The 16,910-nt window shown below is 72.0% G+C and carries 21 protein-coding genes; 9 read left to right on the top strand and 12 right to left on the bottom strand.

The window, feature by feature from the left end; translation table 11 throughout:
- Position 1: 1 nt before the first annotated feature.
- A complete protein-coding gene (locus tag QI554_RS22020) occupies positions 2-754 on the bottom strand; it encodes a hypothetical protein (protein WP_281471900.1) in 753 nt (250 codons plus the stop codon).
- 120 nt (positions 755-874) lie between these two features.
- Here QI554_RS22020 and msrA point away from each other — a divergent pair, with 120 nt between their 5' ends.
- From msrA to QI554_RS22005, 3 genes are all read left to right on the top strand, one after another.
- Entirely contained in the window at positions 875-1,573 is a 699-nt protein-coding gene (gene msrA, locus QI554_RS22015) for a peptide-methionine (S)-S-oxide reductase MsrA (RefSeq protein ID WP_425528024.1), read from the top strand.
- Between the two features lie 137 nt (positions 1,574-1,710).
- Positions 1,711-2,268, top strand: coding sequence for a hypothetical protein (locus QI554_RS22010; protein ID WP_281471899.1), 558 nt, complete (start codon positions 1,711-1,713; stop codon positions 2,266-2,268).
- A 184-nt stretch (positions 2,269-2,452) separates the two neighbouring features.
- Positions 2,453-3,022: an SMI1/KNR4 family protein gene (locus tag QI554_RS22005; RefSeq protein WP_281471898.1), complete on the top strand. Its 570-nt coding sequence runs from the start codon at positions 2,453-2,455 to the stop codon at positions 3,020-3,022.
- Between the two features lie 171 nt (positions 3,023-3,193).
- On the opposite strand, the gene QI554_RS22000 is transcribed toward QI554_RS22005, so the two are convergent.
- The 4 genes from QI554_RS22000 to QI554_RS21985 form a co-directional block, all read right to left on the bottom strand.
- The gene (locus QI554_RS22000; RefSeq protein WP_281471897.1) at positions 3,194-3,922 is read right to left on the bottom strand and encodes a hypothetical protein; all 729 of its coding nucleotides are present in this window, start codon (positions 3,920-3,922) and stop codon (positions 3,194-3,196) included.
- A 43-nt stretch (positions 3,923-3,965) separates the two neighbouring features.
- Positions 3,966-4,415 (bottom strand): VOC family protein, encoded by a 450-nt coding sequence (locus QI554_RS21995; protein WP_281471896.1) that lies wholly within the window; start codon positions 4,413-4,415, stop codon positions 3,966-3,968.
- A 91-nt stretch (positions 4,416-4,506) separates the two neighbouring features.
- A complete protein-coding gene (locus QI554_RS21990; protein ID WP_281471895.1) occupies positions 4,507-4,737 on the bottom strand; it encodes a hypothetical protein in 231 nt (76 codons plus the stop codon).
- Between the two features lie 79 nt (positions 4,738-4,816).
- Complete coding sequence (locus QI554_RS21985) at positions 4,817-5,098, bottom strand: hypothetical protein (RefSeq protein WP_343230804.1); 282 nt, start codon at positions 5,096-5,098, stop codon at positions 4,817-4,819.
- Between the two features lie 215 nt (positions 5,099-5,313).
- On the opposite strand from QI554_RS21985, the gene QI554_RS21980 reads away from it, so the two are divergent.
- Positions 5,314-5,787, top strand: coding sequence for a cupin domain-containing protein (locus tag QI554_RS21980; protein WP_281471893.1), 474 nt, complete (start codon positions 5,314-5,316; stop codon positions 5,785-5,787).
- Between the two features lie 8 nt (positions 5,788-5,795).
- Here the strand turns inward: QI554_RS21980 and QI554_RS21975 are convergent, their stop codons facing one another.
- Both QI554_RS21975 and QI554_RS21970 read right to left on the bottom strand, forming a co-directional pair.
- Entirely contained in the window at positions 5,796-6,329 is a 534-nt protein-coding gene (locus QI554_RS21975; protein ID WP_281471892.1) for a hypothetical protein, read from the bottom strand.
- 387 nt (positions 6,330-6,716) lie between these two features.
- Complete coding sequence (locus tag QI554_RS21970) at positions 6,717-7,184, bottom strand: Asp23/Gls24 family envelope stress response protein (protein ID WP_281471891.1); 468 nt, start codon at positions 7,182-7,184, stop codon at positions 6,717-6,719.
- Between the two features lie 250 nt (positions 7,185-7,434).
- Here QI554_RS21970 and QI554_RS21965 point away from each other — a divergent pair, with 250 nt between their 5' ends.
- Positions 7,435-8,208, top strand: coding sequence for an SDR family NAD(P)-dependent oxidoreductase (locus QI554_RS21965; protein WP_281471890.1), 774 nt, complete (start codon positions 7,435-7,437; stop codon positions 8,206-8,208).
- Positions 8,209-8,402: 194 nt separating this feature from the next.
- Here QI554_RS21965 and QI554_RS21960 read toward each other — a convergent pair whose 3' ends face one another.
- From QI554_RS21960 to QI554_RS21945, 4 genes are all read right to left on the bottom strand, one after another.
- Positions 8,403-8,645 carry a chaplin gene (locus QI554_RS21960; protein ID WP_281471889.1) on the bottom strand — a complete coding sequence of 81 codons (243 nt, stop codon included), beginning with the start codon at positions 8,643-8,645 and terminating at the stop codon, positions 8,403-8,405.
- A gap of 119 nt (positions 8,646-8,764) precedes the next feature.
- Complete coding sequence (locus QI554_RS21955) at positions 8,765-9,085, bottom strand: hypothetical protein (protein WP_281471888.1); 321 nt, start codon at positions 9,083-9,085, stop codon at positions 8,765-8,767.
- A gap of 215 nt (positions 9,086-9,300) precedes the next feature.
- Complete coding sequence (locus tag QI554_RS21950) at positions 9,301-10,359, bottom strand: GNAT family N-acetyltransferase (RefSeq protein WP_281471887.1); 1,059 nt, start codon at positions 10,357-10,359, stop codon at positions 9,301-9,303.
- A gap of 388 nt (positions 10,360-10,747) precedes the next feature.
- Positions 10,748-12,127, bottom strand: a complete 1,380-nt coding sequence (locus QI554_RS21945) for a cystathionine beta-synthase (protein ID WP_281471886.1) — start codon at positions 12,125-12,127, stop codon at positions 10,748-10,750.
- 286 nt (positions 12,128-12,413) lie between these two features.
- On the opposite strand from QI554_RS21945, the gene QI554_RS21940 reads away from it, so the two are divergent.
- From QI554_RS21940 to QI554_RS21930, 3 genes are all read left to right on the top strand, one after another.
- Positions 12,414-13,499 carry an SGNH/GDSL hydrolase family protein gene (locus QI554_RS21940; protein ID WP_281471885.1) on the top strand — a complete coding sequence of 362 codons (1,086 nt, stop codon included), beginning with the start codon at positions 12,414-12,416 and terminating at the stop codon, positions 13,497-13,499.
- Positions 13,500-13,641: 142 nt separating this feature from the next.
- The gene (locus QI554_RS21935) at positions 13,642-14,871 is read left to right on the top strand and encodes an acetyl-CoA C-acetyltransferase (protein ID WP_281471884.1); all 1,230 of its coding nucleotides are present in this window, start codon (positions 13,642-13,644) and stop codon (positions 14,869-14,871) included.
- 322 nt (positions 14,872-15,193) lie between these two features.
- Positions 15,194-15,931 carry a hypothetical protein gene (locus QI554_RS21930; RefSeq protein ID WP_281471883.1) on the top strand — a complete coding sequence of 246 codons (738 nt, stop codon included), beginning with the start codon at positions 15,194-15,196 and terminating at the stop codon, positions 15,929-15,931.
- A gap of 48 nt (positions 15,932-15,979) precedes the next feature.
- On the opposite strand, the gene QI554_RS21925 is transcribed toward QI554_RS21930, so the two are convergent.
- The gene (locus QI554_RS21925) at positions 15,980-16,444 is read right to left on the bottom strand and encodes a hypothetical protein (RefSeq protein ID WP_281471882.1); all 465 of its coding nucleotides are present in this window, start codon (positions 16,442-16,444) and stop codon (positions 15,980-15,982) included.
- A 109-nt stretch (positions 16,445-16,553) separates the two neighbouring features.
- Between QI554_RS21925 and QI554_RS21920 the strand changes: the two genes are divergently transcribed.
- Positions 16,554-16,784 (top strand): DUF4287 domain-containing protein, encoded by a 231-nt coding sequence (locus QI554_RS21920; RefSeq protein ID WP_281471881.1) that lies wholly within the window; start codon positions 16,554-16,556, stop codon positions 16,782-16,784.
- Positions 16,785-16,910: the final 126 nt, after the last annotated feature.

Genomic DNA, 16,910 nt, shown 5'->3' with positions numbered 1-16,910 from the left:
ATCAGCGGCCGTGCTCGTCCAGGCGTTCGAGCATGAGCTTGACGGCCCGGGCGGCCTGGTCGCGCAGCCGCTGGTCGACGACGTCGTCGCCGTCGTGGGCGTACGCGAGCAGGAAGACCTCGGCGACGACGCTGCCCTTGCGGGCGATGGCGGACACGTAACGCTGGACGTCCTCGGAGTCCTCGCCGTCGTAGACCACGCGGCCGTGGTCCGCGACCACCTCGTCGGCGCGGTCGAGGCCGGGAAGCGCGACGGCCGCGACGCCTTCGAGGCGGGAGTCGTCGCCCATGTGCTGGACTGGGCAGCGGCGGACGCCGTCCCGCTGGAAGGCGATCTGGGTGCGCGCGGAGACGGAGCCCTGGTGGACCGTCACGGCGGAGTAGGTCCTGGTCTCCTCCGACTCGTACCAGTGGCCCAGCGAGGCGGGTGTGCCCTTGGGCAGCTCGCGGCCGACCAGGCGGCAGTCGGCGTCGAAGCTCGTGGTCTGCAGCGCGTCGAGGTTGTCGTCGACGCCGGAGTCGTAGCCGGTGCCCCAGTCGTTCGCCGTGAGCATCACGTAGTCGGCGAGCTGCTTGGCGTCTTCGTCGCGCGACGCCGGGGCCTGCTCGCTGTCGTCGAGCACCCGGAACGTTCCCGCGTCCACCGCCTTGCCGGCCGGGCCGTCGCCGGGGAGGCACCCTGTCAGCGCGAAGAGCGGCAGCAGGGCGGCGACGGCTATCGCGGCCCGGCCCGGAAACGTCCTGGGGCCTCGCATGGAACACCCTTCGCGATGCAATTGTTGGGCGTACTAGTCGACACCCGGCGACCGCCATCCAAACACAGCGATGGCAGCCGGATCGCCGACAGACCCCGCCGACCGACGTTGGAGGACACCGTGCTGTTCGACCGCAGGGACTTCAGCCCCCGCATGCCGAATCCCGACGAGACTCTCCGGGGCCGCGCGGAACGGCCCTTCACGGTGCCCGAGCTCCACACGGTCCTCGGCCACCCCCTGGAGGGCCCGTACCCCGCCGGCCTCGAGGTCGCCGACTTCGGCCTGGGCTGCTTCTGGGGCGCCGAGCGCAAGTTCTGGCAGACCCCGGGCGTCTGGACCACCGCCGTCGGCTACCAGGGCGGCACCACCCCGAACCCGACCTACGAAGAGGTCTGCAGCGGCCGCACCGGCCACACCGAAGCCGTACGCGTCGTCTTCGACCCGACCCAGGTCACCTACGACGCCCTCCTCAAGGTCTTCTGGGAAGCCCACGACCCGACCCAGGGCTACCGCCAGGGCAACGACGAAGGCACCCAGTACCGCTCCGCCGTCTACACCCACTCCCCCACCCAACAAGCCACCGCCGAAGCCTCCCGCGCGGCCTACCAGCAGGTCCTCACCAAGGCCCTCTACACCGACATCACCACCGAAATCCTCCCCGCCGACACCTTCTGGTTCGCCGAGGCCTACCACCAGCAGTACCTAGACAAAAACCCCAACGGCTACTGCGGCCTGGGCGGAACCGGCGTCAACCTAAGTGACCCGGGCGCCGACTCCTGGGGCTCCTGCCCGGTAGGCCTCAAGCCGACCGATGGCTGACCTGCTGCCCGCAGACGTCCTGGCCACACTGCAAGCGCTGCTCGCCGGCACCGACCCGGTGAGCAGCGCTTTGCGCGCCAACCACGGCGCGTGAACGCCACGAGGGCCGCGTCGCTCCCCTGTGCCAGGATCCGCAGGTGACCGAGTCGAGGTGGCTGCAAGAACTGGCGTTGTACGTGCCTCCGCCTGTCGAACCCTGGCTGGGCCCGGCGAGTTGGGACGACCTGTATCAGGCGCTGGGGTCGACCCTGCCCCGGGACTACGTCGACCTGATGACGTTGTACGGCGCCGGCCACTGGGGCAACTGGTTGCGCATGTACACGCCTCTACGGCTCGACGGGCAGGGGCTCGTCGAGCAGTGGCGTCAGCGACAGCTGGCCTTCGAGGCGTATCCCGGCCTTGGTGGCGTCCAGGCCGTGTGGCCCGAACCTGGCGGAGACCTGCCCTTTGCAAGCACCAGTGACGGCGACCGGCTCGTCTGGCAGTGCATCGGCGACCCGAACGACTGGCCGCTGCTGATGCGCCCGAGACATGCGCCGACGGGCCCGCCTCTAGGCGCAAGCTTGCCCGAAGTCCTGCTGCTGTGGCTCCGCGGCGACCTCGAAGTCTCAGGCTTCGCAGGGTTGGACGAGGACGAGGATCCCGCCGAGTTCGCCACCTTCGAACCGTGGCCCCCAGGCAGCCACTACTACTGATCACGAAACGCGGCGACGCCGCGAGACTCCCACAAGACTGGTCACATACGACGACAGACTCGGCGGCACCGGCGGCAACCTAATGACCCCGGCGCCGACTCCTGGGGCTCCTGCCCGGTGGGTCTCACCCCGGACTGATGGCTGACCCGGCCCTGTCGTCACCCCGCCATGCCAGCATCGGCCCGTGAACACCACCCCCGACTCCCCGAGTCACCTCGATCACCTCATCGAGCTGCTCGGCGAGCCTCCATGGCGGGCACGGGCCGATCGCGCGGCTGACGCTGAGGCATGGGATCAGCTCGAACACCGCTTGGGCGTCGCGCTGCCCGAGGACTACAAGGCCTTCGTCGACCTGTACGCGCCGTGCGCCCTCGCGCGGTACCTGTGGATCCTCCACCCGCGGCGAGGCGAATCGTTGCTCGGAGACATGATCGACGGAACGGCAGACCTCGTGCGCAGCTTGCGGGAGTACCTGGAGGACTTCCCGCCCGCACCCGTCGACGGGTTCCCGGACCTGCTCGCCTGGGGTTCCCATGGCTGGGAGGGCGACACGTGCTTCTTCGCCCCCGAGTCGGCCGACCCGTCAACCTGGACCATCGGTGTTCTGTACCGGCAATGGCGCGGATATTTCGTCTACGCTGGCTCGTTCACGGCCTTCATCCACGGCCTGCTCACCGACACACTCAGCCGGACCGACCACCCGGGATGGTTCACGGCAGAACCTTTGTGGACCCCCGCCGAACCATGGCGTTGACGACCCGACTCCCCACACAGACGGGTCACATGCCACAACAGACTTGGCGGCACGGGCGTGAGCTGCCCGATCGGCGGGGCCAAGGCGGATGGCTGACGAACTGACCCGCCGCACCGCACTGCTGCGCACCGCCGCAGTGCGGTGGGTGGGCACCTGTTGGCTTTGTGCGTGCTACTGGCCCGTCGTGCTCATGAGCTCCGTTACGCGGGCGCGGAAGACGCGCCAGCGACGCTCGTTGTCGTGGACCAGGGTTGCCGAGTCGCTGAGGAGATCTGCTGCCCTGGCTGCGAGTTCGGCTGCCGAGTAGAGGCGCTGCGGGCTGAGGGCGGTCGCGGCGAGGTCGGCGCGCAGGGCGGGAGGGCGGAAGTCGACGCGGTCGACGACCTCGACCGCGCGGCGGAGCAGGAGGCCCGCGACTTCGGCCATATGGGCGGCCTGCCAGTCGTTGCTGATGATCCGGTGCCGTTCGCCGAGGAGGCTCGCGAACTCGTCGTAGTCGAGCAGGGCGGCTGCGGCTTCCCAGGAGGCTCGCATGGCGGACGCCAGCCAGTCCGCCGCTGAGGCCAGGTCGTCCGCGACGCTCATGAGGTCGCGCTTGAGCCGCCGGACCTCGGCGGGCTCTCCCTCGCCCTCCATGAACAGCACGCCCTCTAGTTGCAGGGCGACCGGAGACGTCAGGTCCTCGGCGCCCTCGAAGGGGCTCAACGCGGTGGGCTGGGTCGGCGACGCGGCTGACCACCGGTCGGCCAAGGCGAGCAGCGTGCGGACAGCACGTTGAACGGCTACCGCCTGCTCACGCGGAGCCGCCGCGTAGAACTCCTCGTGTTCGCGGTGGAACTTCGCGAGGTTCGCCATGGCCCGCAACATCGTCGGCGGCGGAGCCTCCGTCTTCTCGGCCATATGACCATCCTGACCTGCGTGGACAGAGCCCGGTCCGGTGACCTCAGTCCGGCCCCGGGGGTTTCCCGGTCGTCGTGCTGTCCTGGTGCAGCGAGGGAGCGTAGGAGATCCCGACGATCAGGCCGTCGGCCGTGAGGAGTCTGGCCACCGTCTGGCCCCAGGGCTCGGTGCGGGCCGGGCAGACCAGTTCGAAGCCCGCGCGTTGGAGCTCGTCGCCGGCGGCTGCGACTGCTTCCGCATCCGCCACCTCGAATTCGATCGACGCCTGCGGGACCACCCTGTCGGCGGGCCAGGCGGGCGTTCCGAAGCACGCCTCGGCCGCCTGCGAGAGCGGCCACAGGCCGAAGTGCTTGCTGCCGGGAATGCTGCCGCTCGAGTAGTAGCCGTTGCCTTCCCCCTCCAGGGGTAGGCCAAGAGCTTCGACGAACAGCTTGCGGCTCTGCGGCGGGTCGGCGACGACCGCCGCCACGCTCGTGATGAAGAGAACGTCCATGTCGATGGTGGTTCCCTGCTGCGACTGGACGGTGAGGGCCGGGAGTTCGACCGCGACGGCGCTCGCCTTGGGCCGGCTCGCGGAGGAGTGGTCAGCCGAAGGTTTTGTGGTTGTCGCGGTCGAAGAGGCCGTGGCCGTGGTGGGTGCCGGTGCCGTGGACGCCGAAGATGCCGCCGGAGGCTTCGGCGGAGGTGGTGCGTTGGCGTTCCAGTTCCAGGCCGTCGAGGTTTTCGGTGCGGCGGGAGCTTCGGCGGGTGGCGAGGATGGCGACCGTGGTGAGGAGGATGACCAGGACTGCGGCGAAGACGGCGATGGTGGCCATCAATGCCTCCGATCGGTGGGGCGGACCCTAGGGTTACCCGGGCTGACCGCCATCCAACCAGGGGGCCCGGTCCGGGGGTTCAGTGGCCGAGTGCCGCGAGGCCCTTCTGGAGGTCTTCGAGGTTCATGACCGGACGGAGTGTCAGCTTCGCGCCGGCGGCGAAGAGGGGTTCGCCGATCACCGGCATCTTCCAGGACTCGTCGAGGTCGAAGACGAGGAACGCCGTACGGTCGCCTTCGGCGGTCGTGAAGTACGCGGCTTCGGGCTGGAGTCGCGCGACGAGTTCCTCGAGTTGCTTCGCCATCAGGCCTTCTTGGATGGCCTCGTTGGCTTTTTCGTTGTCGAACCTGGCGATCAGCATTGTGCGCATAGTGCTCACTCGCTTCCGCGGCGACCGCGCCACGCGCTGTGCCAGCGCTCGGGGAAGCCCGGTCACGCTCTTTTCAGCGTCTCTCCGGGAGCCGGGGCGGGCAAGGCGGGGCGGGCTCCGGGGGCGGTGGGCGCGGCGGGCGGGGATACTGCCTAGTGGGGGCGGACGGGGGCGCATCAGGGGGCGGTCCGGCGCGAGGAGGCACCATGACCAGCGGCGACCGGCGCTACATGCTGGAAGCGGGCCAGGGTCACGGAGGCGAACGCACGTTCTTCAGGCACCCGCTGCGGATGCTCGCGACCGGTGAGGAGACCGGCGACGAGTACACCTTCTTCGAACAGCTGCTCGAACAGGGGTTCGCACCGCCGCTGCACGCGCACCACATCGAGGACGAGGCGTTCTACGTCCTCGACGGCGAGGTCGACGTCGTGTGCGGTGACGCCCGCTGGGCACTTGGCACGGGCGGATTCGCGTTCCTGCCGCACAGCGTGCCGCACTCGTTCCGGGTCCGCTCCGCGACGGCGCGGCTGCTGCAGCTCACGGCGCCGTCCGGTTTCGAGGAGTTCGCGGCCGAGATGGCCGACGTCGAGCTGTCGGACGCCAACTTCGCGCGCATCGCGGAGGCGGCGCACCGGGCCGGCTACGAAATGCTCGGCCCGCCGCCGTTCGACGGGGTGTGACGGGCTGCTCAGGCTGCGTTCAGCGCGGCCCGGGCCTCGGTGACGAAGGCTTCGGTGGTGTCGCGCCGCGCTTCCAGGACGGCGGTACGGAGGGCGGCGTCGACCGCGGCGGCCGACCGCTGTTCGCCCTGGTGGTCGGCGATGAGGCGGCGCAGCTTTCGGAATTCGTCACCGACGGAGCGGGTGACGAGGTGTGCGGCCGCGGCGACGGGCTCCGGGCCCTCCAACTGGACACGCACCAGGGCCTCGTCGACGGCCCGCCGCGCCGTGAACCCATCAGCCGGTTCGGTTAACGGCGCCTGCGTCCAGCTGTTGTCGAGCGCACGGTACGCCTCGTCGACGCGGACCAGGAACCGTTCGTACGCCTCACGCCGCCCCTCCCGGAGCCGCCCGGACCGGGCCTCCGCCCGCTCCCGCTGGGCGAGTTCGCCCGCGTGCCTGAGTTGACGACCAGTCAAAAGCCAGCTGACGAGGCCGGCGAGGCCGCCGGCTATCAGGGTGGAGAGGGAGGTGATGAGGGCGACGGCGACGGTGTCGTTCACGGGGACATTGTGGCGGGGGTGGAGGGGCGGAGGGACGGAGGTTGAGGTCCGGTGCCCTGGCGCGCTGTCAGGCGGGCACGCCCTCGCGCGCGCGGGTACGCGCGCACGCCGCCGGCCCGCCTGGCGCCGGCACGGAGGCCACGCGTCAGCGCCCTGCGGCGCCGGCGCACACCGCCGAACCGCATCGCCCCGCCACGCGGGCCTCGCCCCGATGCCCCCGCGACCCCGCGCCCCCGCGCCCCCCAGAGCGGGCACACGCCGCCGAACCGCATCGCCCCGGCACGGTGGCTCCGGCCCCGCAGACCGGCCCCAGGCGCCGGCGCCCGGTGGCGGCCCCTCGTCGAGGCGTGGTGGGGCCGGGCCGGGCGCCCTGCGGGTCGGGCCGTGCTATTCGAGCTGCCGGCCGCCGCTGCGGTCGTCGTCGGCCTCGATGTAGACGTCGTCGACCGACAGGTTCACCTCGACGACCTCGAGTCCGGTCATGCGTTCGACCGACTCGATGACGTTTTCGCGGACCGACGCCGCGACCTCGGCGATGGCGTAGCCGTACTCGACGATCAGGGTCAGGTCGACCGCGCACTGGCGTTCGCCGACCTCGACGCTCACGCCCTGGGCGACGTTCGGCTTGCCGCCGGGGACCCGCTGGCGCATCGAGGCGAAGGCGCGGGAGACGCCCTTGCCCAGCGCGTGCACGCCGGAGATCTCGCGGGCCGCGACGCCGGAGATCTTCGCGACGACCGAGTCGGCGATCACGGTCCGGCCCTTTTCGGACTGGAGCGCGGACACCTGCGTGGAGTGCGGCGTTCCGAGTGCCGATCCGCCGGATTCGGCGGGCTTGGTCGTGCGGTCTGACATGGCAACCTCTTTCGTCGTGCGTCGACCATGCGTACAAGGACGACGGGTTCCCGCTAACGGCACCGGACATGCCAGGGAAAACCAGGCCAATACCGACGGCCGTAAGCGGGCACCCCACCGCCCGGTGGTGGAACGTGTTTCATTTCGCGCCCGGTAGCCCTTGAACCCGCAAGCTTCTTGAGCATGTGATTGGGGCGACACGACCGGGCGCCCCGCGATACGGCGGGCCGCCCACGGCGAGGAGGAAGCAGTGGAGAGGTTCCAGGACCGGCGCATCATCGTCACCGGCGGCGGCTCGGGCATCGGCCAGGCCACCGTGCTGCGGCTGCTCCGCGAGGCCGGCACGGTCCACGCGGTCGACGTGAACGCCGACGGGCTCGAGAAGACCCGCGCCATGGCGAAGGAGGCCGGCGTCGACGGCCGGCTGTCCACCGCCGTCCTCGATGTCTCGGACGAGGCCTCCGTCAACGAGGGCGTCGCCGAGACCGTCGCGCGCCTCGGCGGCCTGGACGTCCTGGTCAACGCGGCCGGCATCCTGCGCGCCGGGCACACCCACACCTTCTCGCTGGACGTGTGGAACCAGATCATCAACATCAACCTGACCGGCACGTTCCTGATGACGAAGGCCGCGCTCCCCGCGCTGCTCGAGACCGGCGAGGGCGCGGTCATCGTCAACTTCAGCTCGACCTCGGCGGCCTTCGCGCACCCGTACATGGCGGCGTACGCGGCGAGCAAGGGCGGCATCGACGCGTTCACCCACGCGATCGCGCTCGAGTACAGCCGCCAGGGCCTGCGCGCGCTGTGCGTCGCGCCGGGCAGCATCTCCAGCGGCATCGTCGACGACACCCCGAACCAGGTGCCCGAGGACGCCGAGTGGGAGCTGTTCGGCAAGCTCATGCCGATCATCGGCGAGGGCATGGCGCACCCGGACGTCATCGCCGGCATGATCGCCGCGCTCGCGTCGGAGGACGGCAAGTTCGTCACCGGCACGACGCTGCGCATCGACGGCGGCACGCACGCCTGACCCTCCGCCCCTCGGGCACGGCAGGACGCACAAACGGCGGGGGGCGGGCCCGGGCGCGGGGGCCCCGCCCGCCCCCCCCCCCCCCCGGGGGGGCCGCGGGGGGGGGGGGGGCCCCCCCCGCCCCCCCCCGCCGCACGCGTTTGGTCTGAGCGACCAGAGAACCGGCGCGAACCGGCGGTACTGCGTCGGCTGCGTCAGCCGTGGTTGATGCAGGTGTTGCCGAACGCGGGGTTCAGCAGACCGATCACGTTCACGGTGTTGCCGCAAACGTTGACCGGCACGTGCACCGGAACCTGGACGACGTTGCCGGAGATGACGCCGGGCGAACCCGTGGCGGCACCGTCGGCGTCGGCGCTGGCGAATGCGGCGCCCATGCCCGCGGCCAGGAGACCGGTGGCGGCGGCGGAAACGAAGACCGCCTTCTTGACCGTGTTCATTGATCCTCCATGTCACAGTGCCGCGCGAACCCGCGCGGCACTGGGGACAACGAAGGACGTCGACGCGGGGCAACGCCCGCCGCCGGGATTCACTCGTTGGGAGCCGACACCGTAACGGCTCAGGCGTCGTCCTCGTCGAGCTCCTCCTCGTCGTCGGGCGCGTACTCGGCGCCCTCGGACTGCCAGCCGGCCTCGCTCAGCTCCGTGCCCGGCACGTCCGCGACCAGGCTGAACGGGTCGATCAGGTACGAGACCGACTCGGCCAGGTCCGCGTCGATCGCCGCGACGGCGTCCGCGCGCTCCTCGGCGGTCAGGTCGTCGTCGCCCTTGACGGCCTCGAGGGCCGCCGCACGCAGGGCGCCCTCGTCGGTGACCTCCAGCACGATGTCCAGGCTGAGCCGGATGAACTGGGGGTTATCGGAAACAGGTGCGGTGTCCATGGCAGCAGAGCCTAGTGGCGCGGAGCGGGGGACCTTCCGGGTGACGCGCCGACCGGCGTCCCGACGGGTCGGACACCGGGCGAACATCCCACGAACGTGCGGGTCGGACGGCCGTGCAAGGCCCGTGCACGGGCCCGCATCCGGGTCCGGGGCCTGAGCCCTGGGAGGACCCGGATGGGCCCGGGGCCCGGCCGGCGTGACCGCACCGCGCCCGGCTAGGCGCACCGCCCGGGCAGCGCGCTCGGCACCACCGGGACGCTGACCAGCACCACACCGTCCTCGAACATCCGCTGCCCGCTCAGCCCCGCGCGGTCGAACAGCCCGAGCATGCGCCGGTTGCCCGGCAGCACGTGCGCACGCAGCTCCGCCATGCCGCGGGCCTGCGCGATCGTGCCGAGGCGGCGCAGCAGCGCGGTACCGAGGCCGCGGCCCTGCCAGCCGTCCTCGACGAGCAGGGCGAGCTCGCCGCAGCCGGGGTCCTGGGTGTGCAGCAGCGAGCCGACCGCGGCGATGCCGCCGTCGGGACGCACCGCGACGAGCGTGACGCCGGCCCGGGGCACGAGCAGGCGTTCGACGGCGGCGCGCGGCAGGCGCGGGATGGACGTGAAGTAGCGCAGCCGACGGCTCTCGGGCGAGCACCGGTCGTGCATCAGCTGCACCGACTCGACGTCGTCGGCACGGCCGGGACGCACCAGCACCTCGGTGCCGTCGCGCAGCAGCAGCCACGTCCCGGTCGACGCGGGCGGCGGCAGCGGCGCCTGCGCGGGGATCCTGGCGAGGGCGGCGGCGCGGGCCGACTCGGTCATGGTGAACGGCATGCCGGGCCGTACGACGCGCACGGCGCGGCCGTCGAGGACCGGCACGTACAGCACGTCGCGGTCGTCGGTGTACACGCCGGTGAGCGACGCGTCGGGGTCGACCCAGGACGCCTCGCTCGCGCCGAGCAGTTCGGTGAGCGCCTGGGGCAACGCCTCGGGGTGGTCCCGCAGATGGGCAGCCAGCACGAGCGCCCGCGTGGGCCCGTCCACGAGCTCGTGCGCGTCGGCCGGCACCGCGACCACCCTGCGCCCACCGGCCGCGACCAGCCCGGCGGTGAGCTGCGCCCCGGTCACCGCGGCGCCCGCGTGCACGAAGAACTCGTCGACCGGACCGCCCTCGCACGCCTGGACGTTGAGCCCGAGCACGTTCGCGTCGAGCCCCGCCAAAACCGCCGCCAACCGAGCGAGCCGACCTGGATCGTCCGCGACCTGGGCGCGGACACGCCACAGCGCCATGTGCTGATCACCTCCGTGCGTGGACTGGCACGTGATCAACCCTCCCCCGACCGTGTTACGCGGGGGCTACGCCGACGTGTCCCGACGACTCGGAGACGGCGAACCGTGTAAGAACCAGATCTCACCCGCGCCGGAACGCCCAACGCGACGAACTACGCCCCACACCGCCGCGTGCGAAGCACCGCGGCCCACCCACACCGCCGCGCGCGAAGCACCGCGGCCTGCGCGGCGGGGATGGGGCGCGCACCGCTTGCCGTCAGGCGAAAGCCTCCAGCGAGCCCGAGATCAGTTCATGGCCCCGTGGCGCGGTTGGGTGCGCCTCGGGGCGTCGGTGGGCGCGCCCGCCTGCCCAAAGACGGGCAGGCGGGCGCGTGGCGTCCCGAGTGCGTCAGCCGGCGGCCAGGTGGCCCAGGAGGTCCTGGCGGGTGACGACGCCCTGAGGCTTGCCGTCGACGAGGACGAGGGCGGCGTCGGCGGATTCGAGGACGGCGGCGAGGCGGGCGACGGATTCGCCGGAGCCGACGACCGGCATCGGGGTGGACATGTGCTTTTCCAGCGGGTCGTCGGAGCCGGCGCGGCCGGAGACGAGGGCGTCGAGGAGGTCGCGTTCGGCGATCTTGCCGACGACCTCGGCGGCCATCACGTCGGGGTGGCCGGCGCCGGGCTTGACGACGGGCATCTGGCTGACGCCGAACTCGCGGAGGATGCCGATGGCCTCGCCGACGGTCTCGTCGGGGTGCACGTGCACGAGAGCGGGCAGGTCGCCCTGCTTGCGGGAGAGCACGTCGGCGACCTTGGCCTCGCCGGGGCCGGCCTCCAGGAAGCCGTGGTCGGCCATCCACTCGTCGTTGAAGATCTTGGAGAGGTAGCCGCGGCCCGAGTCGGGGAGCAGGACGACGACGACGTCGTCCGGGCCGAGCGATTCGGCGGCGCGCAGCGCGGCGGCGACGGCCATGCCGCAGGAGCCGCCGACGAGGAGGCCCTCCTCGCGGGCGAGGCGGCGGGTCATGAGGAACGAGTCGCGGTCGGAGACGGCGATGATCTCGTCGGCGACGTCCGGGTCGTAGGCGGTCGGCCAGAAGTCCTCGCCGACGCCCTCGACGAGGTACGGGCGGCCGCTGCCGCCGGAGTAGACCGATCCCTCGGGGTCGGCGCCGATCACCTTCACCTTGCCGCCGGAGACCTCCTTGAGGAACCGGCCGGTGCCGCTGATGGTGCCGCCGGTGCCGACGCCCGCGACGAAGTGCGTGATGCGCCCGTCGGTCTGCTCCCACAGCTCGGGCCCGGTGCCGACGTAGTGCGACTCGGGGTTGTTCGGGTTGGAGTACTGGTCGGGCTTCCACGCGCCGGGCGTCTCGCGCACCAGGCGGTCCGACACGTTGTAGTACGAGTCGGGGTGGGCCGGGTCGACCGCCGTGGGGCAGACCACGACGTCGGCGCCGTAGGCCCGCAGCACGTTGATCTTGTCGGTGCTGACCTTGTCCGGGCAGACGAAGATGCACCGGTAGCCGCGCTGCTGCGCGACCATCGCCAGGCCGACGCCGGTGTTGCCGGAGGTCGGTTCGACGATGACGCCGCCGGGCTTGAGCTGTCCGGAGGCCTCGGCGGCGTCGACCATGCGGACCGCGATGCGGTCCTTGACCGAGCCGCCCGGGTTGAAGTACTCGACCTTGGCGAGCACCGTCGCCTGCAGGCCTTGGGTGACGCTGGTCAGCCTGACGAGCGGGGTGTTGCCGATCAGGTCGAGCATCGAGTCGACGTAACGCACGGGGCTCCTTCGCGTCCTTGCCTGGTCCGCCAGAGTGACCGGGGTGACCGGTCAACGGACACCTTAGGACGAAACATAGGCCGAAATATCCCGGACCGTGCGGCCCTTGGCTTGCGCTGGGAATGGGTCGTCTTAACGGTCGGTTAGGGTCGGAGCGCGGGATGCCGAAGCTTCACCCGGGGTTCGGCGTACGGCAACGCGCGCGCGGTACACCCGCGACAAGGGCGGCAGACACGAGGGGAGCCCGGATGTCCGACTCGGCGACCACGAGCACCGGGCCGCGCCGATGATCCGGACGAGGACGGCGCGGCGGATCGCCGCGGCCGCCGCGTTCGGCGGAGGCGGGGTGGGCCTGCTGACCGGCGCGCTCGCCGCGGTGCTCTACACCGAGGCGAAGATCGCGCGCCGCACCGTCGGAGAGCCGGACGGCGAACCGCCCACGGCGGACGGCGTGTACGGCGACCTGCCCGGCGACCTGATCCGGCTCGCGGTGATAGGGGACTCGTCGGCCGCGGGCCTCGGCGTCGCGGACCCGATGCGTACGCCCGGCGCGCTGCTCGCGTGCGGTCTGGCCGCGGTCGCGGAGCGCCCGGTGCATCTGACGAACGTCGCGAAGTCCGGTGCGCAGTCGGGCGATCTGGAGCGGCAGGTGACGCTCGCGCTGGCCGCCGAGCCGGACGTCGCGATGATCATGGTGGGCGCCAACGACGTGACGCACCAGGTGCGTCCGGCGGATTCGGTGCGCCGCCTGGAGCAGGCCACGCGGCGGCTGATCGCGTCGGGCTGCGAGGTGGTCGTGGGGACGTGCCCGGACCTGGGCACGATCGAGCCGATCGCGCAGCCGCTGCGTTATCTGGCCCGGCAGTGGAGCCGCAGCCTGGCCGCCGCGCAGACCATCGCGGTGGTCGAGGCGGGCGGCCGTACGGTGTCGATCGGCGCGCTGCTCGGCCCGGAGTTCGCGGCGCGGCCGGGCGACCTGTTCGGCCCGGACCGCTTCCACCCGTCGGAGGAGGGGTACTCGACGGCCGCGATGGCCCTCCTGCCGTCGGTGTGCGCCGCGCTGGACCTGTGGCCGCTGGACGAGGAGCGCCCGGACAGCTTCCGCGGCGAGGGCGTGCTGCCGGTCGCGGTGGCGGCCGTCGAGGCGGTCGAGGAGGGCGGCACCGAGGTCGCCGGTACGCAGGTGGCGGGCAGCGAGCGCGGGCCCCGGGGTCGTTGGGCGCTGCTGCGGCACCGGCGCCGGCAGCGCATCCCGGCGCCCACGCCGGGGCAGGGCGCGCCCGGCGAGGAGCAGCCCGCGGACGGGGACTCCCCCGCCGCGGGCCCGGACGAGGAGCGGGCCGAGGCCGCGCGCACCGGCCGAGTAAGCTGATCTGACTGGCCGTCAGGTCGGACGTGGGGGAGATCGCACCGGTGATCTCCACCAGCCCATGGCCTCCGTGACTACCAGGAAGTAGCTTCAGCTCAGACGAGAGACCTCCCCTGTCCTCGTACCGACGGCCAAGGAGTAGTCCATGCCCGAAGCAGTCATCGTCGCCACCGCGCGCTCGCCGATCGGCCGTGCGTTCAAGGGCTCGCTGAAGGACATCCGCCCCGACGACCTGACCGTCCAGATGGTCCGGGCCGCGCTGGACAAGGTGCCCTCGCTCGACCCGCGCGACATCGACGACCTGATGCTCGGCTGCGGCCTCCCCGGTGGCGAGCAGGGCAACAACATGGGCCGCAACATCGCGGTCCTGCTCGGCATGGACCACCTGCCGGGCACCACGATCACCCGCTACTGCTCGTCGTCGCTGCAGACCACCCGCATGGCGCTGCACGCGATCAAGGCGGGCGAGGGCGACGTCTTCATCTCGGCCGGCGTCGAGGTCGTCTCCAGCACCCACACCAAGGGCAACAGCGACTCGATCCCGGACACCAAGAACCCGCTGTTCGACGACGCCCGCCAGCGCAGCGCGCACCGCGCCGAGGTCGGCACGGCGAAGGACCCGTGGAACGACCCGCGCGAGGACGGCATCCTGCCGGACGTCTACATCGCGATGGGCCAGACCGCCGAGAACCTCGCGCAGCTCAAGGGCATCAGCCGCGCCGAGCAGGACGCGTTCGGCGTGCGCTCGCAGAACCTGACCGAGGCCGCCATCGCCAGCGGCTTCTGGGCCAAGGACATAACCCCGGTCACGCTGCCCGACGGAACCGTGGTCAGCAAGGACGACGGCCCGCGCGCCGGCGTCACGCTGGAGGCCGTGTCGCAGCTCAAGCCGGTGTTCCGCCCCGACGGCACGGTCACGGCGGGCAACTGCTGCGCGCTGAACGACGGCGCCGCGGCCGTGGTCGTCATGTCCGACACCAAGGCGCGCGAGCTGGGCCTCACGCCGCTGGCCCGCATCGTCTCGACCGCGGTGACCGGCCTGTCCCCCGAGATCATGGGCTACGGCCCGTACGAGGCCAGCAAGGTCGCCCTCCAGCGCGCCGGCCTGACCGCGGCCGACATCGACCTGGCGGAGATCAACGAGGCCTTCGCGGCGCAGGTGATCCCGTCGTATCAGGACCTGGGCCTGGACCTGGACAAGGTCAACGTCAACGGCGGCGCCATCGCGATCGGCCACCCGTTCGGCATGACCGGCGCGCGCATCACCAGCACGCTGATCAACTCGCTCCAGTGGCACGACAAGCAGTGGGGTCTGGAGACCATGTGCGTCGGCGGCGGCATGGGCATGGCGATGGTGCTGGAGCGCCTGAGCTGAGCACCGGGCCCGACCGGGAGATCTCCCGGGGAACCAGGGGTCTACGCACGTAGACCAAAGGTCCCGAAACGGATTTGTTACGCGGAACGCCCGAAACCCACCTGAGCTGCACATTTCCCAGGTGGGTTTCGGCGCGTCCGGACCCGGGAAGGCTGCGTCACCCGTCCGGCCTACGCCGAAGGTCCCGAAAGGGACAGGACGTCACACCCTGCCGCAGACCACCCGCAATCGGAGAGGCTGGAAGCACTCCCCCGGACACCTGCACCACTTCCTCCTGGGCGGAGCCCCTGATTCCCACGTCTGCGAAGGGTCCTGGTTCGCCATGTCGTCGTACGTTGTCCCCGCCCTGATCGCCGCCGCCTGCACCGCCGGCGTCACCCTCGTGGTGCGCCGCGCCCAGCGGGCCCGCGACGAGCGCCGCGCGGCCGAGCTCTGGGACGAGGAGTTCATGACCGCGCTCTTCGAGCCCGAGCGGGGCAGCGCCGCCGACCGGTCGTTCACCGAGGTCCCCGCGCCGCGCATACCCCGGCAGGACCCCGCGCTCGCGAAGCTCGCCTCCACGCCCGCCGAGGGCGAGGCCGACACGTTCGCCGAGGCCGCGGCCGAGGTGGCCGACGCGGCCGACCTGGCCGAGGTGACCGAGGCCGCCGACCCGCACAGCGCCCGCGACGGCTACGAGGTGCGCCCCGACACCGCCGCGATGCCGCCGCTGCGCTCCACCACCCCGCACCCCTCGCAGGGCCTGGCGCCCATGCTCCCGGCGCACCTGACCGGCGCCCACCTGCTCGGCGTCGCGGCCCGCGGCACGGCCGTCACCGGCCTGCGCTCGGGCACCGCGGGCGGCCTGGACGTCTTCGACTTCGCCGACGGCGGCTCGATCGTCGTCATGCCGGCCGACGCCGAGGTCGCCGCGCTCATCGAGGCCGCGCTGGGGCAGGACCAGGACGTGCGCCTGCTCGGCGCCTCCGAGGTCGGCGGCGGCCGCGCGCTGACCTTCCAGGTCCACGAGGCGACCGCCTACATGCTCGCCGACCGCGTGTACGCCCGCCCCGCGGCCTGACCCGCAGGGGCGGCGGCCCGCAACAAACCGCCACACGCCCCCACACGCTCACATGGGGCGGCGCCCCGCAACAACCCCCCCCCCGCCCCCCCCCGCACCCCCCCGGGCGGCCAACTCCCGCACCGCGCCGAGCGCCTGCTCCAGCAGCACCGAGGCGGCCGAGCCACGCTCGGCCGCCTCCTCCGTTTCCAGGAGCGCCACCAGATCGAGCCCGGTGACGGCGATCTGGTCGCCGACCGCGAACGGCCCGACGTCGCCCGGCTCGAGGCCCTCCGGCGCGTCCCCGAGCTCCGCGAGCCGGCGGGCCAGCGCGAGTCCCGCGCCGGCCCGCGTCACCGTCGGGTCTGACGGATCGTCAGGGTCGATGCGCGCGGCCAGCCGCGACTCCGACAGATGCCGGAACCGGTCGGCCAGCCTGCGCACCTCGAGGGCCAGCACAGCCGGGCCTACCACCACCGCGACCGACTCACGGGTAGCCGGTTTCCGGGGCGGCTCAGGGGGGAGGGTGGACATATCCGGAGCGTACCGTTCGGTGATCCCTTCGGTCGGTGCGCTCCCAGCGGTTGCCAACCGTTCGCCCGTCATGCACGCTCAGGTCACGGAACGCTCACCGGAGGCGCTTATGTCCTTGCACTTCTCCGAAGCCACCCACCAGGCTCTGCTCGCGAAGGTGCCTTCCGTCACCGGCCGCGAACTGCCGGAGTGGTATAGGGAGATCGACGACGGCCCGTGCTTCTCCCGGTTCGAGGACCGGGTCCACTGGCTCCAGGACGAGCACAGCATCGCCCACGGCCACGCCACCGCGATCGCACGTGAACACCACCGGCTCCGGGTCTCGCGAGGCCAGCACTGAGCCACACCGTCCCCCGCAGCACGACACGAGAGAAGTGCAGAGACATGGCAGTGGCGGGGGGCCCCCCGGGGGGGCCCCCCCACGGGGGGGGGACGGCCGCCGCCCCGCCCCGGCGGGCGGGGCCCC

The organism is Yinghuangia seranimata (genome assembly GCF_029953285.1).
GTDB lineage: Bacteria > Actinomycetota > Actinomycetes > Streptomycetales > Streptomycetaceae > Yinghuangia > Yinghuangia seranimata.
The sequence above is the reverse complement of the archived record's forward strand: the minus strand, read 5'-3'. Positions and strand labels throughout refer to the sequence as shown.

Excerpts from the sequence above, each read along its gene's own strand:
- QI554_RS22020 (WP_281471900.1), bottom strand. The coding sequence starts at position 754 with ATGCGAGGCCCCAGGACGTTTCCGGGCCGGGCCGCGATAGCCGTCGCC.
- QI554_RS21995 (WP_281471896.1), bottom strand. The coding sequence starts at position 4,415 with ATGGACGTTCTCTTCATCACGAGCGTGGCGGCGGTCGTCGCCGACCCG.
- QI554_RS21950 (WP_281471887.1), bottom strand. The coding sequence starts at position 10,359 with ATGGCGCTGTGGCGTGTCCGCGCCCAGGTCGCGGACGATCCAGGTCGG.
- QI554_RS22000 (WP_281471897.1), bottom strand. The coding sequence starts at position 3,922 with ATGGCCGAGAAGACGGAGGCTCCGCCGCCGACGATGTTGCGGGCCATG.
- QI554_RS21960 (WP_281471889.1), bottom strand. The coding sequence starts at position 8,645 with ATGAACACGGTCAAGAAGGCGGTCTTCGTTTCCGCCGCCGCCACCGGT.
- QI554_RS21930 (WP_281471883.1), top strand. The coding sequence starts at position 15,194 with ATGTCGTCGTACGTTGTCCCCGCCCTGATCGCCGCCGCCTGCACCGCC.
- QI554_RS21985 (WP_343230804.1), bottom strand. The coding sequence starts at position 5,098 with ATGCTGATCGCCAGGTTCGACAACGAAAAAGCCAACGAGGCCATCCAA.
- QI554_RS21935 (WP_281471884.1), top strand. The coding sequence starts at position 13,642 with ATGCCCGAAGCAGTCATCGTCGCCACCGCGCGCTCGCCGATCGGCCGT.
- QI554_RS21920 (WP_281471881.1), top strand. The coding sequence starts at position 16,554 with ATGTCCTTGCACTTCTCCGAAGCCACCCACCAGGCTCTGCTCGCGAAG.
- QI554_RS21955 (WP_281471888.1), bottom strand. The coding sequence starts at position 9,085 with ATGGACACCGCACCTGTTTCCGATAACCCCCAGTTCATCCGGCTCAGC.
- QI554_RS21990 (WP_281471895.1), bottom strand. The coding sequence starts at position 4,737 with ATGGCCACCATCGCCGTCTTCGCCGCAGTCCTGGTCATCCTCCTCACC.
- QI554_RS21940 (WP_281471885.1), top strand. The coding sequence starts at position 12,414 with ATGATCCGGACGAGGACGGCGCGGCGGATCGCCGCGGCCGCCGCGTTC.
- QI554_RS21980 (WP_281471893.1), top strand. The coding sequence starts at position 5,314 with ATGACCAGCGGCGACCGGCGCTACATGCTGGAAGCGGGCCAGGGTCAC.
- QI554_RS21970 (WP_281471891.1), bottom strand. The coding sequence starts at position 7,184 with ATGTCAGACCGCACGACCAAGCCCGCCGAATCCGGCGGATCGGCACTC.
- QI554_RS21925 (WP_281471882.1), bottom strand. The coding sequence starts at position 16,444 with ATGTCCACCCTCCCCCCTGAGCCGCCCCGGAAACCGGCTACCCGTGAG.